At 73.0% G+C, this 12,645-nt stretch carries 13 protein-coding genes; 6 read left to right on the forward strand and 7 right to left on the reverse strand.

The features are described 5' to 3' along the window. Positions 1 to 3: 3 nt before the first annotated feature. The 6 genes from pcaC to T9R20_RS15850 all read right to left on the reverse strand — a co-directional run bounded on the left by pcaC (position 4) and on the right by T9R20_RS15850 (position 4,890). Positions 4 to 405 (reverse strand): 4-carboxymuconolactone decarboxylase, encoded by a 402-nt coding sequence (pcaC, locus tag T9R20_RS15825; protein WP_322410296.1) that lies wholly within the window; start codon positions 403 to 405, stop codon positions 4 to 6. Continuing rightward, entirely contained in the window at positions 392 to 1,177 is a 786-nt protein-coding gene (locus T9R20_RS15830; RefSeq protein WP_322410297.1) for an alpha/beta fold hydrolase, read from the reverse strand. Before T9R20_RS15830 ends, pcaC begins: the two co-directional genes overlap by 14 nt. Continuing rightward, complete coding sequence (locus T9R20_RS15835) at positions 1,174 to 2,586, reverse strand: lyase family protein (RefSeq protein WP_322410298.1); 1,413 nt, start codon at positions 2,584 to 2,586, stop codon at positions 1,174 to 1,176. The genes T9R20_RS15830 and T9R20_RS15835 overlap by 4 nt, the downstream gene beginning before the upstream one ends. Continuing rightward, positions 2,561 to 3,142 carry a protocatechuate 3,4-dioxygenase subunit alpha gene (pcaG, locus tag T9R20_RS15840; protein ID WP_322410299.1) on the reverse strand — a complete coding sequence of 194 codons (582 nt, stop codon included), beginning with the start codon at positions 3,140 to 3,142 and terminating at the stop codon, positions 2,561 to 2,563. The genes T9R20_RS15835 and pcaG overlap by 26 nt, the downstream gene beginning before the upstream one ends. After that, positions 3,142 to 4,017, reverse strand: a complete 876-nt coding sequence (pcaH, locus tag T9R20_RS15845; protein ID WP_322410300.1) for a protocatechuate 3,4-dioxygenase subunit beta — start codon at positions 4,015 to 4,017, stop codon at positions 3,142 to 3,144. Before pcaH ends, pcaG begins: the two co-directional genes overlap by 1 nt. 87 nt (positions 4,018 to 4,104) lie before the next feature. Continuing rightward, the gene (locus T9R20_RS15850) at positions 4,105 to 4,890 is read right to left on the reverse strand and encodes an IclR family transcriptional regulator (RefSeq protein ID WP_322410301.1); all 786 of its coding nucleotides are present in this window, start codon (positions 4,888 to 4,890) and stop codon (positions 4,105 to 4,107) included. Positions 4,891 to 5,006: 116 nt separating this feature from the next. Between T9R20_RS15850 and T9R20_RS15855 the strand changes: the two genes are divergently transcribed. The 3 genes from T9R20_RS15855 (at position 5,007) to T9R20_RS15865 (ending at position 7,629) form a co-directional block, all read left to right on the forward strand. Then, positions 5,007 to 5,498 carry a hypothetical protein gene (locus tag T9R20_RS15855; protein WP_322410302.1) on the forward strand — a complete coding sequence of 164 codons (492 nt, stop codon included), beginning with the start codon at positions 5,007 to 5,009 and terminating at the stop codon, positions 5,496 to 5,498. Positions 5,499 to 5,524: 26 nt separating this feature from the next. Further along, complete coding sequence (locus T9R20_RS15860; protein ID WP_322410303.1) at positions 5,525 to 6,283, forward strand: IclR family transcriptional regulator; 759 nt, start codon at positions 5,525 to 5,527, stop codon at positions 6,281 to 6,283. A 161-nt stretch (positions 6,284 to 6,444) separates the two neighbouring features. Continuing rightward, the gene (locus T9R20_RS15865) at positions 6,445 to 7,629 is read left to right on the forward strand and encodes a 4-hydroxybenzoate 3-monooxygenase (RefSeq protein WP_322410304.1); all 1,185 of its coding nucleotides are present in this window, start codon (positions 6,445 to 6,447) and stop codon (positions 7,627 to 7,629) included. 45 nt (positions 7,630 to 7,674) lie between these two features. On the opposite strand, the gene T9R20_RS15870 is transcribed toward T9R20_RS15865, so the two are convergent. Next, positions 7,675 to 8,898 carry a CynX/NimT family MFS transporter gene (locus tag T9R20_RS15870; RefSeq protein WP_322410305.1) on the reverse strand — a complete coding sequence of 408 codons (1,224 nt, stop codon included), beginning with the start codon at positions 8,896 to 8,898 and terminating at the stop codon, positions 7,675 to 7,677. A 429-nt stretch (positions 8,899 to 9,327) separates the two neighbouring features. Here T9R20_RS15870 and T9R20_RS15875 point away from each other — a divergent pair, with 429 nt between their 5' ends. The 3 genes from T9R20_RS15875 (at position 9,328) to T9R20_RS15885 (ending at position 12,593) form a co-directional block, all read left to right on the forward strand. Next, on the forward strand, positions 9,328 to 10,572 hold the full coding sequence (locus T9R20_RS15875; protein ID WP_322410306.1) for an MFS transporter: 1,245 nt from the start codon (positions 9,328 to 9,330) through the stop codon (positions 10,570 to 10,572). 52 nt (positions 10,573 to 10,624) lie between these two features. Beyond that, positions 10,625 to 11,101, forward strand: a complete 477-nt coding sequence (locus T9R20_RS15880) for a MarR family winged helix-turn-helix transcriptional regulator (protein ID WP_322410307.1) — start codon at positions 10,625 to 10,627, stop codon at positions 11,099 to 11,101. Between the two features lie 88 nt (positions 11,102 to 11,189). Further along, positions 11,190 to 12,593, forward strand: coding sequence for an FAD-dependent oxidoreductase (locus tag T9R20_RS15885; RefSeq protein ID WP_322410308.1), 1,404 nt, complete (start codon positions 11,190 to 11,192; stop codon positions 12,591 to 12,593). Positions 12,594 to 12,645 lie beyond the last annotated feature (52 nt).

Raw genomic sequence — 12,645 nt, forward strand, 5'->3', positions numbered from 1 at the left:
ACATCATGGCGTGTCGGCGTAGACCTCTGCAGCGATGCGGAAGGCGGTGTTGGCCGCGGGCACCCCGCAGTACACCGCCGACTGCAGGATGACCTCGCGCACCTCGTCGACGGTGAGCCCGTTGCGTAGCGCGGCGCGCAGGTGCATCGCGAGCTCCTCGTGGTGACCGAGGGCGATGAGGGCGGTCAGCACCGCCACCGAGCGTGAACGTCGATCGAGCCCCGGGCGCGACCACACGTCGCCCCACGCGACACGCGTGATGAAGTCCTGGAAGTCCGCCGTCAGCGGCGTCATCCCCGCGATCGCCCGGTCGACGTGGGCGTCCGAGAGCACCTCGCGGCGTACCGCCATGCCCTGGTCGTAACGCTCCTGGTCGGTCAGTCCCTCGCCGTCAGGCCGTGTCATCCGTTGTCCTCTCGATCTCACTGACGAAGTCCGCGATCATCGTCGCCGTGGCAGCGGGATCGTCGGCGGGCGGCAGGTGGGCCGCGGTCGGGATGCCGGTGGCGCGGCCTCGCGCGACCCCATCGGCGATCTCGCGCGCGAGGGTCTCGGGGGTCACCTGATCGTGGCCGCCCCACACCGCCTGCACGGGCACGGTGATCTCGGACAGCCGGTCGCGGAGATCGTGGGCGGCGAGCGCCTCGCAGCACAGCGCGTAGCTCTCGGCGTCGGCGTCGCGCAGGGAGTGCAGGAGCCGCCCCGTCAGGTCGGGGTTCCGGGCGATCGTGTCGGGCGCGAACCAGCGCCCGGCCGAGGCGATGATGAGCGACGACGTCGACTGCTGCCGCACCTGGGCTGCGCGCTCGTGCCATCCCTCGGCAGTGCCGATCTTCGCGCCCGACGCGAGGATCGTGGCAGAGCGGACGACGGCGGGATGCCGGAGGGCCAGCTCCAACCCGACGGCGCCGCCGAGCGACACCCCCGCGTAGTGGAAGGGCTCAGCGATCTCGTCGGCCAGCGCATCGGCGAGGTCGGCCACGCGGAACGGCTCCGATGCCGCCGGCGAGACGCCGTGGCCCGGGAGGTCGAATGCGCGCACCCGGAACGTGATGCCCAGCGCCGGGACGACCTCGTCCCACAGGATCGTCGAGGTGCCGAGCGAGTTGCCGAGGACCACGAGCGGGGCCTCTGCCGGTCCGCCGGCGTCGGTGAGGGCGAGCACGGGGCGGGTCATGGGGAGTGCTCCTCCGGATCGGCGGCGGGCGAGGCGGCGGCGACCGAGCGGTCGACGAAGGCACCGGCGAGCCCGGTGTAGGCGGCCGGGTCGAGGAGGCCGGCGGCATCCGTCCCCCCGAGCTCGGGGAGGGCGCGCAGCAATGCCGCGAGGTCGTCGCCACGCGCGCCCGCGGCGACGAGCTCGCGCACGCGCGCCGCGCCGATGAGCGGGGTCAGGACGATCGACAGCCGCTCCGAGACGAGGAGCCCGCCGGTGGCCGCGAGGTTTCGAGCGACGGCGGCGGAGTCCACGCGCAGCCCTGCCGCCAGCCGCGCGGCGTTCGCCGCCGCGCCGAGCGCGAGACGGAGGAGCTCCCGCAGCGTCGGCCATTCAGCGTGCCAGGCACCGTCGGGTCGTTCGTCGGCGGCGAGCGCGGCGGCCAGGTGCAGGGTCGCTCCGAGCTGCGGGGCGCGCAGCGCCGCGGAGCGGATGAGGACGGATGACGCGGGGTTCTGCTTCTGCGGCATCGCCGACGATCCGCCGCCGGCGCCCTCGGCGAGCTCGCCGATCTCGGTGCGGCTGAGGGTCGCGACGTCGGTGGCGACCTTGCCGACCGCATCGATCGCCTGCACAAGCGCGTCGCCGAGCTCGGTGATGGGCCAGCGCTCGGTGTGCCAGGGCGCCGCCGGGGCGGCGAGGCCGAGCTCGGCGGCGTAGGCGTCGATGAGTGCGGCGGCGGCCTCGGAGGACCCCAGGTGCTCGGCGAACGCGGCGGCTGTTCCGGCCGCGCCGCCGAGCTGCGCGGGAAGCCCCGCCCGGACAGCGTCCAGCCTGGTCCGGGCGCGGTCGATGCCGCGGAGCCAGCCCGCGATGCGGGCGCCGACCGTCGTGGGGACGGCATGCTGGGTAAGTGTGCGGGCCGCCGCCACCTCGTCGCGGTGCGTGCGTGCGAGCTCGGCGAGGGCGGCGGAGGTCGCGGCGAGCGATGCGGCGACGTCTGCCGTGGCGGAGCGCGCCACGAGGACGAGGGCGGTGTCGAGGATGTCCTGGCTCGTCGCCCCACGGTGGATCCACGTCGCCGCCTCCGACGAGACGCGGGACCGCAGGGTGCCGACAAGCGGGATCACCGGATTGCCTCCCGCCACGGAAGCCGCGATGAGATCCCCGAGGGCGACGCCGTGCCCGCGGCATCCGCTCTGCCCGTCCTGCCAGCCGAAGGTCGAGGCGACCTCGGCGACGACACGTTCGGGTGCGGCGCCGACGCGCGCGGAGGCGCGGGTGAGGGCGACCTCAGCGGTGACCAGGGCGTCGAGCACCGCGGCATCCGACACCCCGGCGTCGTGACCGACGGTGACGGGACTGAGGAGGCCGACGTCGATCGCGCCGGAGCGGCCGGACGTGTCAGGCGGGAGCGTCGGGGAAGGCAAGGAACACGGTCTCCTTCTCCCCCTGCAGCCGGATGTCGTGGCGCAGATGTCCGTCGGGGGTGCGCGTTGCGATGAGCGTAGCGCGCTCGTCGGCGTCGAGAGAGGCCAGCAGCGGGTCGGCGGCGAGGAGTGCCTCGTCGTCGGGGAGGTAGATGCGGGTGTGCAGCTTGTTCGGCAGGCCCCGGGCGTAGACGATGACCGCGAAGAAGGGCGCCTTGCCGGCTTCGGCCCCGGGATTGCGGGTCCAGAACTCGTAGTGGCCGTCGTCGGTCGTGCCCGAGCGGCCGTAGCCGGTGAAGGTGTGACCGTCGCGGCGGAGCGCGCCGCGGGCGCGCGAGACGGTGCCGTCGCTGTCGGCCGACCAGACCTCCACGAGCGCGTCGGGGATCGGCGCGCCTGCGCCGTCGGTGACCGTGCCCGACAGCACGATCGCCCCGGGCGAGTGCGGGAAGGCGACCTGGTGCATCGCGTCGTACTGCACGCCGTAGTGGAAGAAGGGGCCGACCGTCTGGCCGGCGGACGGGGTCAGGGTCTTCGGACCGGTGGGGCGGGGCATCAGTGCTCTTCCTCGGGCTCGAACCAGGTGGCGTCGGGGCCGTCCACGACGATGTCGAACCGGTAGCCCATCGAGAACTCCGGCACGGTGAGGTCGTGGTCGTAGATGCTGATGAGGGCATCGCGATCGCGCTGGCGGCGGATGGTGTTGTAGATCGGATCGAGGGCGAACAGCGGATCGCCCGGGAAGTACATCTGCGTGACGATGCGCTGCGTGAACGCGCTGCCGAACACCGAGAAGTGGATGTGCGCTGGGCGCCAGGCGTTGGTGTGGTTCTTCCACGGGTAGGGCCCGGGCTTGATGGTGGTGAAGAGGTATTCGCCCTGATCGTTCGTGACCGTGCGCCCGGCGCCGGTGAAGTTCGGGTCGAGCGGGGCCGGGTGCTGGTCGCGCTGGTGGATGTAGCGCCCGGCCGCGTTGGCCTGCCAGATCTCGATCAGTTGATTCGCGATCGGGCGACCCCACGAGTCGAGCAGGCGACCGCGGACGGTGATGCGCTCCCCCATGGGCTCGCCGGAGTGCTGCAGCGTGAGATCGGATTCGATCGCGGCGACGTCGCGCTGGCCGAAGGCCGGCGAGAGCAGCTCGATCGTCTCGGGGTCGACGAGCTTGGGGTTCTTGGTGGGATGCCGCAGGATGCTCGACCGGTAGGGCGGGAAGTCCCACATCGTGGCGGGGAGCACCTCGCCGGCGGCCTCACGACGGTCGTACTCGGCGTGGAGATCGCGGATCTCCTGCGTGATCTCGGCCTGGCTCACCTGCACCGGGGTCGCGAGCAGCGACTCGGGGGCCGCGGCGAATGCGGCCGGTGCATTCGGGGCCGGGGCGGCGGGGGCCGCGGCGGGGGGCGTGGACGCCTGGTCCGCGAGTGTCATCGGGGTCTCCTTCGACGGGTCCGGGTGCGACCAGGGTGACACCGCGGGGCGCGTGAGCCGGGTCGGTGTCTCACTCAGTGGGAGATCTCAGCGGAGGTCGTCGGCCAGTTCCCGGGCGGTCTGGATGACGAGGGGTCCGAGGCGCCGCTCGTCGGCACGCTCGAGGTGCACGACCAGTCCGATCGCGGCGGGCGGCAGCCCGTCGATGCGCGGCAGGGGCGCCGCGACCGAGACGTTCCCGAGCGTCATCTCCTCCCGCGTCGTCGCGAAGCCGCGGGCGCGAGCGCGGGCGAGGTCGGCGCGGAGGGCGTTCGCGTCGGTGATCGAGTGAACCGTCTCGCGCTCGAGCGGTGCGGTGAGGTAGCGCGCCAGCCACGCGTCATCCCGCGTCATCAGCAGCGCCTTGCCGACGCCCGTCGTGTGCAGCGGACCGCGCCCGCCCATGCGGCTCAGGGTCGGGATCGAGTGGCGCCCCGTCACCCGTCCGACGTAGAGCGCCGCCGAGCCCTGCGGGCTGGGTCCGTCGAGCACGGCGAGATGCACGTTCTCGCCGGTGGCCTCGTACAGGCGGAGCATGTGCGGGAGCGCGGTCTCGCGCAGGCGCAGGGCGAGGGGCGAGAGCTCACCGAGCTCCCACAGCCGCGGGCCGATCGCGTAGCGGCGATCGGGGAGGCGCACCAGCAGACCCTGATCGACGAGGCGGGCGAGGAGACGGTGGAGGGTGGAGGACGACAGCGCCGCGCGGCTGCCGAGCTCGGCGGCGGTGAGGGCAGGATCGTCCTCGGTGAACGCGCCGAGCACGCGCAGCGCACGGTCGAGCAGGCCCTCCCCCGAGGCCGCTCGGTCGCCCGGCTGTTCGGCATCCTCGCGCACCCCTCCGACACTACGGTTCCCGCGACCCCTCCTGCACAGGCGCCCCGATGAGGGCAGCTGTCCCCAGATGCGCCGAGGGGCGTCATCCGCGCCATTCGATCGGTCAGCGTGAGGGCATGACGACGACCGATCCGCACCCCAGTCCCGACAGCAGGCTTAGCCCGGACGGCAGGCTCAGCCCCGACCGCGTGCTGCGCCACGACAGCGACCTGGAGGATGTGCTCGAACTGCTCCTGGACCGGGCGCTGAACCCCCGGCAGGTGTGGCTGCTGTTCCTGGATGACGAGCACCGCCTCACCGGCCCGGTGATGCCGTGCGACGACTACCCCCTGGATCCCTACGGGCTCGAGAAGACCGACGACCTCGGACTCGTGCCGTGCGCCGAGATCCTGACGGCCTGGATCGGCGATCTCCTCTCGGCGATCGGCGCAGCCCGGGCGGTGATCGTCTGGGAGCGGCGCGGATCGCGCGATTTCACCCCCGACGAGCGCGCGTGGGCGCGGGCGATGGCGATCGAGTGCGGCGCGGAGGGCGTCGACCTCCGGGCGCAGTTCGTGCTGCACGACGACGGAATCCGGCAACTGACCGCCGACGATCACCTGGGCTGAGCGTCCCGTCGTGAGATCGTGTGGTCATGGCCAACTCGCCCTCCGGCGACTCGGGTCTGGACCGCCTCGTGCGCGTGCTCGAGACCTTCGACGCCGACCGCACGCTGCAGACGGCGTCCGAGATCGGTCGCCGCGCCGGGCTCCCACCCTCGACCGCGCACCGCCTGGTGGGCGATCTCGTCGCCGCCGGGCTGCTCGAGCGCGACGAGGACCACCGGGTGCGGCTGGGCCTTCGGCTCTGGGAACTCGCCGAGCGCGGCTCGCTGGCGCTGCGCCTGCGACAGGCGGCGTTGCCCTTCATGGAGCGGGTGCAGGCACGCGTGCGCGAGCACACCCAGCTCGCCGTGCTCGAGCAGGGCGAGGCGCTGTTCCTCGAGCGCCTCAGCCACCCCCAGGCGGGAGCGAACATCACGCGCGTGGCGGGACGGCTCCCGCTTCACGCGTCGTCGTCGGGACTGGTGCTCCTCGCCTTCGCCGACCCGGAGGTGCAGGAGCGGGTGCTCGCCGGCCCCCTGACCGGGCTGGCTCCGGAGACGGTGACGGATGCCGCAGAGCTCCGGCGCCTCCTCGCCCGGATCCGCCGCGACCGCTTCGTGGTCGCCGCCGGCACCGTCGAGGCGGTCTCGACCGGAGTGGCGGTGCCGATCCGCGAGGGGCGGTCGGGACCCGTCGTGGCGGCGCTCTCCGTCGTCCTCCCCCGCGGGGCGCCGACCGCGGGGGCACTGGACGAGCTGCGGTCGGCCGCCGCGGGCGTGGAACAGGCGCTTCATCCGCGTTCTCATTGAACGAGAAAGAGCGGATGCCACGGGTTCCAGCCGCGCCACACTGGACCCGGCGGCGGTGAACGCCGGCGCCGACATCCGTGAGGCGGCACCGACGCGCCGGGCACCGCGCACCGGCGCCACCCGCCACACGCCGCGCACCGACATCCGTCGAAGGAGACGTCATGACCCGCATCCGCACCCGCGTCGCGATCGTGGGCGCCGGCCCCGCCGGCCTGCTGCTGTCGCACCTGCTCGCCAAGGCCGGCATCGAATCGGTGGTGATCGACCAGCGCACCCGCGAGGAGATCGAGACGACCATCCGCGCCGGGATCCTCGAGCAGGGCACCGTCGACATTCTCGAGTCCAGCGGCGCATCCACGCGCGTGCGCACGGTCGGCAACCGGCACGACGGGATCGAGCTGCGGTTCGAGGGCGAGGGTCACCGTATCGACTTCCCGTCCGTGACCGGCCGCGCGGTGTGGCTCTACCCGCAGCACGAGGTGCTGAAAGACCTCGTCGCGGTGCGCCTCGCCGAGGGCCAGGACCTGCGACTCGGGGTCACCGCCGAGCGGGTCGAAGACGCCGAGACGGACCATCCGCGGGTCATCGCCGTCGATGCCGACGGCCAGCTCCTCGAGATCGAGGCCGAATTCGTCGTGGGATCCGACGGCTCGCGCAGCGTCGTGCGCCCCGCGGTCACGGAATCGGCGACCGGCGGCTACTTCCGCGAGTATCCCTTCGCGTGGTTCGGGATCCTGTGCGAGGCACCGCCGAGCTCGAAGGAGCTGATCTACTCCAACTCGGCCAACGGGTTCGCCCTGATCAGCCAGCGGAACGCCACCGTGCAGCGGATGTACTTCCAGTGCGACCCCGAGGTGGACCCCGCCTCGTACAGCGAGGAGCAGCTCTGGCACGAGCTTCAGGTGCGTGTGCCGGGGACGACCCTGAACCAGGGCCCGATCTTCCAGCGCGACGTGCTGCGGTTCCGCAGCTTCGTCGCCCACGAGCTGCTCCGGGGCCGGGTCGCCCTCATCGGCGATGCCGCCCACACCGTGCCGCCGACGGGGGCGAAGGGGATGAACCTCGCCATCGCCGACGTGATCGTCCTCGAGCGCGCGCTGCGCGCGCTGCTGCTCGAGAATGACGCGCGACTCATCGAGGCCTTCCCCGAGACGGCGCTGAACCGCATCTGGAAGGCGCAGCACTTCTCGTGGTGGATGACGAGCATGCTCCACGTCGCCCCCGACGCCACCGACTTCGACCGCAAGCGTCAGATCGGCGAACTGCGCTCGGTCGTGGAGTCCGAGGCGGGCAAGACCTACCTCGCAGAGGCCTACACCGGCTGGCCGCTGCCGCAGGCGGGCTGAGCAGACCCTGCCGCCGCGCCGCGGCATCCGGCCCTGCGCACCCGCTCACCAGCGTTCGCGGGCTTCGCGCACCCCGATCCTCGCACCCGCGGCACCCGCGGAAAGTAGCACGACGACGGCGCCGAGCAGGATCAGAAGCGCAGGGGTCCAGTCGCCGGTCGCATCGTGCACGCCGCCCAGCAGCGGGGGCGCCAGCGCGCCGGCCGCGTAGCCGATGCCCTGCACCGTGCCCGACCTGCCCGCGACCACACGCTCGTCGCCGCCGAACCCGTTGAGCATGATGAACACCCAGGTGATCCCCGCCCCCTGGGCAAGCCCGCCGACGAGGCACCACACGAGCCATCCGTCCGGCGCCACGAGGAATCCCAGCGGGATCGCGAGCCACCCCACCCCGATGATGACGGCCGCCGGCGCGGCCGACAGGCGTCCGGTGAGGACGGGGGTCAGCAGGGCGCCGGCCACACCCATCACCTGGAAGACCGCCGCGACGGCCCCGGCCTGCACCGCCGGCATCCCGCCGTCGACGAGGAGCGAGGGCAGCCACGCGGTGGTTCCGTAGAAGGCGAACGCCTGCCCGGCGAAGGCGAGGGCGAGCAGCCAGGTGCTGAGCGTCAGGGCCGCGGCGCGCCCCCTTCCGTCGAGGCGCCCGGCGACCCCGGTCGTCGCGGGCGCCTCGGGGTCAGGTCGCAGCGCCTCGGCGCGACGGAGGCCGACCCAGACGCCGAGCGCGCCGAGTCCGAAACCTCCCCAGACCGCGATCGCCACCCGCCAGTCGGTGACGGCCGCGATGGGCACGGTTGCGAGGGTCACCGTCATCGTGCCGACGTTCATCGCCGACGTGAACAGGCTCGTCGCCCATGGCACCCGCTCGGGCGGGAACTCCCGCTTGATGATGAGCGGCACGACGACGTTGCCGACGGTGAGGAAGACGCCGAGCAGGGCGGTGCCGAGGATGACCGCGGGGAAATCCCCGGCCGACCGCACGAGCGACGCCACCACCGCACCGGCGAGAGCCAGGGTGAGGGCGAGGTCGGGCCCGAGGCGGCGGATGGTCGCCACGGCGAGCGGGGCACAGACGGCGAAGGCCAGGACCGGGATGCTGGTGAGGAGCCCCACGACCCCCGCCGAGACGCCGAGGTCCGCCTGGATGTCACGGGCCACCGGTGCCACCGCGACGATCGGTGAGCGGAGCACCGCCGCGGTGAGCACGATCGTCACCGCGACGCCCCACAGCGAGGGTGCCGGAGACCGGGGCGTTCGGACGGACATTCCGCCCAGGCTAGTGCGCGGTCGAGTGCACCCTCGCGGGGAGGGCGTGCACCTTCGCCGAGAGGGAGTGCACTCCCGCGGCGACCTGGCCGCCCCTCCGCGGCCTTCTGGCGGCCCCGCCCGCCCCCCTGCCCCCGCCCCTTCCCCTCCTCTCCGCGGCCCCTCCCCTCCGTGTCCCCTGGCTGCCCCCTCCCCAGCCCTCCCCCACCCGCGGCGCTCCGCGCGCGGACGATCGGCCGAGGCGCGTACGTTCGGGCACGGAATGTACGCCTCTCGGCCGAAAGTCCTCCTCTCAGCACCGGTCTCGGCGGTCGAGTGCACCCGCGCGGGGTGCGAGTGCACCCTCGCGGGGAGGGGGTGCACCCCCGCGGTCCCGGTGAGTGAGCGGCGGGGCCGACCGGGGGCGGGGCTCGGCTAGGTTCGGTGCTCATGACCTCACCGGTGCGGCCTCCCACGCGCGAGCCGGGGCGCACGCCGTCGCAGACGCCGGCGCGCACCACGGCGCTCACCGTCATCCTCGTCGTCGCGATGTGCCTGGTGGCGGCCAACATGCGCCCGACGATCACGGCTCTCGGGCCGGTCCTCGATCAGATCGGCGCCGACACCGGCCTCTCCCTCGCCACGCTCGGCGTGCTCGCCGCCGTGCCGCTGGCCGCGTGGGCACTGTTCTCGCCCCTCGCGCACGACGTCGCGCGCCGCTTCGGCCTCGGCGGCGCGATCCTCGGCGCCCTCGTGCTGCTCCTCGCCGGCGCGGTCGTGCGGTCCCTCCCCGGCCCCGTCGCGCTGCTGTGGATCGGCACCGCCCTCATCGGCATGGCGCTCGCGGTCGTGAACGTCCTCATGCCCGCGGTCGTCAAGCGCGACTTCTCGGCGCGCGTCCCCCTGATGATGGCGGTCTACACCGCCCTCCTCGGCGGTTTCGGCGCCCTGGCGTCCGGGATCGTCGTCCCGCTGTCCCACCTCTCCGCCGCCGGCGGCGAGCTCGGGTGGCGGTGGGCGCTCGCGCTCGTCGGCGGCGTCCTCCTCCCCCCGGCCATCGCCGGCTGGGCGGTCGCATCCCGACGCAGAAGAGCGGATGCCACGGCACGCGCGCCCCGCCGCAGCACCGGGATCTGGCGCGACCGCGTCGCCTGGCTGGTCGCGGCCTACATGGGCCTGCAGTCGGCGATGTTCTACATGAGCGTCACCTGGTTCGCCGCGATCTCGGTCTCGACCGGGCGGAGCGAAGTCGCCGCCGGCGTCGACGTGATGCTCTACCAGTTGTTCTCCACCGCCGGGGCCCTGCTCCTGCCACTGCTGCTGCGGGGCCGGTTCGAGCGGTGGGCGCCGGCGGCCATCCCGGTGCTCGCGGTGATCGGCACCGTCGGCCTCATGATCGCGCCGAACCTCATCACCGGGTGGGTGGTGCTCATCGGACTGTCCTCGGGCGCGTCGCTCGGCATGTCACTGACCCTCATGGCGGTGCGCGCCCGCGATCACGTCGCGTCGTCGGCACTGTCGGGGATGGCGCAGTCGGTCGGCTACCTCGTCGCCGCTGCCGGGCCGATCGTCTTCGGCGCCCTCTTCTCCGCGACCGGGTCGTGGCTGTGGCCGCTCGGCCTGCTGCTCGTCGTCCTCGTCGGCCAGAGCGTCGTGGGCGTGTTCGCCGGACGCCCGAGATTCGTGCGGGGCTGAGCACGGCGCATATCGTTGGAGAACTCAACGATTGAGCGCTACGATCGGCGGCATGCCGACCCGGGATGACACCGCCGCCACGCCGGCCTCCGCGCCCGCCGGTCTCACGGCATCCATTCTCGGCGACGACCTCAGCTTCCTCCTTGCGCGCGCGAACGCCCTGTCGCTGAGCGCCGGCAACGCCGCCCTCGCCGTCCACGACCTGAAGGCCCGCTCCTACGCCGTCCTCGCCGCCGCCTGCGCCACCCCGCCGCCCTCGCAGCGCGAGCTCGCCGACTTCCTGCGCCTGGACCCCAGCCAGGTGGTTTCCCTCGTCGATCAGCTCGAGCAGCGCGGGCTCGTCGAACGCCGCGCCGATCCCCAGGACCGGCGCGCGAACGCGGTCGTCGCCACCGCCGCCGGCGAGGCCCTCGCCCGCGACGCGCAGCAGACCGCCCGGCGTGCCGAGGAGGCGGTGCACGGCGACCTCGACCCCGACGAGCGTCGGACCCTCATGGCGCTGCTGCGCCGCCTCGCCTTCGCCTCCTGAGCACCCCGCGGCCCGTCGCACTGGCGGATCGCGCGCCCGATGTGCACAGTGGTGCTGAGCGGACTTCGCCACGCTCGAGGAGGACCCGATGCACACCACCGTCTTCGAACGCCGCCCGCCCGCCGCCTCGGTGATCGACCACGCGCTCCGCGCGACCCGCCACAGCGTGTTCTGGCTCGACGACATCACCCCGCCCTCCTACCCGCGACTGCTCGGCACGCACCTCGCCGACCTCGTCGTGGTCGGGGCCGGATACGCGGGCCTGTGGACCGCGCTGCGCGCGAAGGAGCGCGACCCCGGCCGACGCGTCATCGTCGTCGAGGCCCGCACCGTCGGCTGGGCGGCCTCGGGCCGCAACGGCGGCTTCTGCGAGGCGAGCCTGACCCACGGGCACGACAACGGTGCCACCCGCTGGCCCGACGAGATCGGGCGCCTCGACGAACTCGGCCGCGAGAACCTCGACGCCATCGGCGAGACCGTCGCCCGCTACGGCATGGACGCCGAGTTCGAACGCGCCGGCACCCTCTCGGTTGCCGTCGAACCCCACCAGATCGAGTGGCTGGCCGAGGAGGAGGGCTTCCTGGATGCCGCGGCGACGCGCGCCCTCGTCGACTCCCCCACCTACCTCGCGGGCGCCTGGGAGCGCGACGAGACCGCCCTCGTCCACCCCGGAAAGCTCGCGGCCGAGCTCGCGCGGGTCGCCGTGGCCGCGGGGGTGGAGATCTTCGAGCACTCTCGCGTGGTCGACATCGACTCCGAGGCGGGGAGCCGCCCGATCGTCCGCACGAAGGACGGCGCGGTCCGAGCCGCCGCCGTGGCCCTGGCGACGAACGTCTTCCCCTCGCTCCTCACCCGCACGCGGCTTCTCACCGTGCCGGTCTACGACTACGTCCTCATGACCGAGCCGCTCACCGCCGAACAGAAGGCCGCGATCGGCTGGGAGGGCCGGCAGGGGATCGCCGACCTCGCCAACCAGTTCCACTACTACCGGCTCACCCGAGACGACCGGATCCTGTTCGGCGGATACGACGCGATCTACCACTACGGCCGGAAGGTGCGTCCGGCGTACGAGGAGCGGGCGTCGAGCTACCGAACCCTCGCGTCGCACTTCTTCACCACGTTCCCGCAGCTCGAGGGCCTGCGCTTCTCGCATCGGTGGTCGGGCCCCATCGACACGTGCTCGCGGTTCTGCGCGTTCTACGGCGTCGCCCGCGGCGGCACGGTCGCCTACGCGGCCGGCTTCACCGGCCTGGGCGTGGGCGCGACGCGCTTCGCCGCCGACGTGATGCTCGACCTGCTGGGCGGAACGCCCACCGAGCGCACCGAGTTGAAGATGGTGAAGGACAAGCCCATTCCCTTCCCGCCCGAGCCCGTGGCGGCGCTCGGTGTCACCCTCACCAAGTGGTCGCTCGACCGGGCCGACCACAACCAGGGGCGGCGGAACCTTTTGCTCCGCACACTCGATGCCGTCGGGATGGGATTCGATTCGTAGCGGCATCCGCCCGTCGCCTGAATAGTTGACAACTTCAATCATCGTCCGATTC

The sequence above is a fragment of the Microbacterium invictum genome (assembly GCF_034421375.1).
Taxonomy (GTDB): domain Bacteria; phylum Actinomycetota; class Actinomycetes; order Actinomycetales; family Microbacteriaceae; genus Microbacterium; species Microbacterium invictum_A.

Coding starts and splice junctions, on each gene's coding strand:
- pcaC (WP_322410296.1), bottom strand. CDS start 405: ATGACACGGCCTGACGGCGAGGGACTGACCGACCAGGAGCGTTACGAC.
- T9R20_RS15830 (WP_322410297.1), bottom strand. CDS start 1,177: ATGACCCGCCCCGTGCTCGCCCTCACCGACGCCGGCGGACCGGCAGAG.
- pcaG (WP_322410299.1), bottom strand. CDS start 3,142: ATGCCCCGCCCCACCGGTCCGAAGACCCTGACCCCGTCCGCCGGCCAG.
- pcaH (WP_322410300.1), bottom strand. CDS start 4,017: ATGACACTCGCGGACCAGGCGTCCACGCCCCCCGCCGCGGCCCCCGCC.
- T9R20_RS15855 (WP_322410302.1), top strand. CDS start 5,007: ATGACGACGACCGATCCGCACCCCAGTCCCGACAGCAGGCTTAGCCCG.
- T9R20_RS15860 (WP_322410303.1), top strand. CDS start 5,525: ATGGCCAACTCGCCCTCCGGCGACTCGGGTCTGGACCGCCTCGTGCGC.
- T9R20_RS15865 (WP_322410304.1), top strand. CDS start 6,445: ATGACCCGCATCCGCACCCGCGTCGCGATCGTGGGCGCCGGCCCCGCC.
- T9R20_RS15870 (WP_322410305.1), bottom strand. CDS start 8,898: ATGTCCGTCCGAACGCCCCGGTCTCCGGCACCCTCGCTGTGGGGCGTC.
- T9R20_RS15875 (WP_322410306.1), top strand. CDS start 9,328: ATGACCTCACCGGTGCGGCCTCCCACGCGCGAGCCGGGGCGCACGCCG.
- T9R20_RS15880 (WP_322410307.1), top strand. CDS start 10,625: ATGCCGACCCGGGATGACACCGCCGCCACGCCGGCCTCCGCGCCCGCC.
- T9R20_RS15885 (WP_322410308.1), top strand. CDS start 11,190: ATGCACACCACCGTCTTCGAACGCCGCCCGCCCGCCGCCTCGGTGATC.